The 1,549-nt window shown below is 36.2% G+C and carries 1 protein-coding gene and 1 pseudogene; both read right to left on the reverse strand.

Annotated features, from left to right (window positions below; translation table 11 throughout):
• Positions 1–347, reverse strand: a pseudogene (locus tag B2U95_RS03580) (hypothetical protein); the annotation flags it as partial.
• A 21-nt stretch (positions 348–368) separates the two neighbouring features.
• The coding region (locus B2U95_RS03585) for an HmuY family protein (protein WP_349675753.1) at positions 369–1,549 on the reverse strand (1,181 nt) is incomplete at its 5' end.

The following is a 1,549-nucleotide window of genomic DNA, read 5'->3' on the forward strand; positions in this document are numbered from 1 at the left end:
TTCATAAACGCACCATTGTTCCAATTGGTATCATCATTGCGAAGTTGTGACCAAGCAGATTGATTGGTAACATCTACAGTATCATAACCAGCAGGTGTGTTGGCGACTTCATAAACTTGTATGCGAACGCCATCGTTGACACGGACTCCAAGGTCAAAATTGCTGGCTCTATAAAAAGCAACATCCCAAATATCAGCCGTAAATACAGTTTCTGTTTGTGTATTTAGCTTGTAGTATATTTGATCTGAATAACCAGAACCCATGCTCATGTTTACGGTTACTTCCTGTGCATGCAAGTATGTAAGACTTACAATAAATGCGAATAAAAATTGTAGTTTTGATTTCATTATGTTTGATTTTAATTATTATTATAGTATTTGTAAAAGTTCGTATTCAAATTCTGGGTAGCCTCTTTCCCCATTATTATTTGTTAAGGCTAGAAATTTAAGTTTGTAAAGTGTTCCGTTTGGATCTTTTATGACATAGAACCGATCGTTAAATGGTGCGCCATTAAACACGTCGCGCCAAGTGCTTCCGATAGTTGTTTGATTTTCTGAGAAATTGGAAGTGGTGATATTAGTCAGTTCAAATTCATCATATTCGAAGCTAGATGTATCCACTCTGTAGGCTAAAGCGTTCCCTTTATTATTATGCGTCACAAAGTCTGAAAACCCATAACTACCAGCACCCGGAAGTACATTGGTAAATACAGTAAAGCTGATGTCCCATTTGTCTTTTTCTGGTTCAACATTAACTAGCGTATTTGTGTTGAGGCTGAAATGGCTAAAATTATAATCAGAATTTTTTTCGATTGTTATCGATTGATGAGACGTATCCTCTAAGTTGGCATATTGTAAAATATAACTATTGCCATCCTTTAAGATTCTTATTTTTCGCCAACCTCTTAGGTCTCCAGCAATATTGACGCTGCCAAGTGTTGGTGTGTTAGTTCCAATTTCATACCCTAGGTTAAGGAGATAAACAGGGTTTTCAGCATCATTTTCAGAAATTTCATCAATTGCAGTTTCTAAGATGTTACCATTTGGTGCATCTATATAGTCAGCATTGCTTGGATTAAACGTACCCACAGCAACCTGAGGCTGTAGACTACTAACATCAGATTGGGAAACGGCATCAATATTAGTTTCGGTTAAAGCTTTTACTGCCATGTAAATCGAACCATTAATTGTCACTCTAAACTGTTCTCCATTGTAAAACCCTAAATCCCAAGAATCGCGTTGGACTTTAGTAGCATTTCCGGTACTTAGATCAATAAAAACCTGGTTACCTTGGTTTGGACCTCCTACTTCAGGTTCTAAACTTCCACCAAGAGAGGCACTACTATTTAATATCACGGTAGAATTGCCTTGAATATTTGAATCTAAATAATCTATATTGATGATGTTAAACGCAATTTCAGTGTCTTCATCAAAATTATTACTGAGACGTTTTAGAATAAACGCATTATCAAATGCTCCCGTAGCAATAGGAAGTATAAATTCGTTATTAATTGCTTCAGGAATGGTAATAAAGTCGACACCATAAACGA

It is taken from the genome of Winogradskyella sp. UBA3174 (assembly GCF_002364335.1).
Lineage (GTDB): Bacteria > Bacteroidota > Bacteroidia > Flavobacteriales > Flavobacteriaceae > Winogradskyella.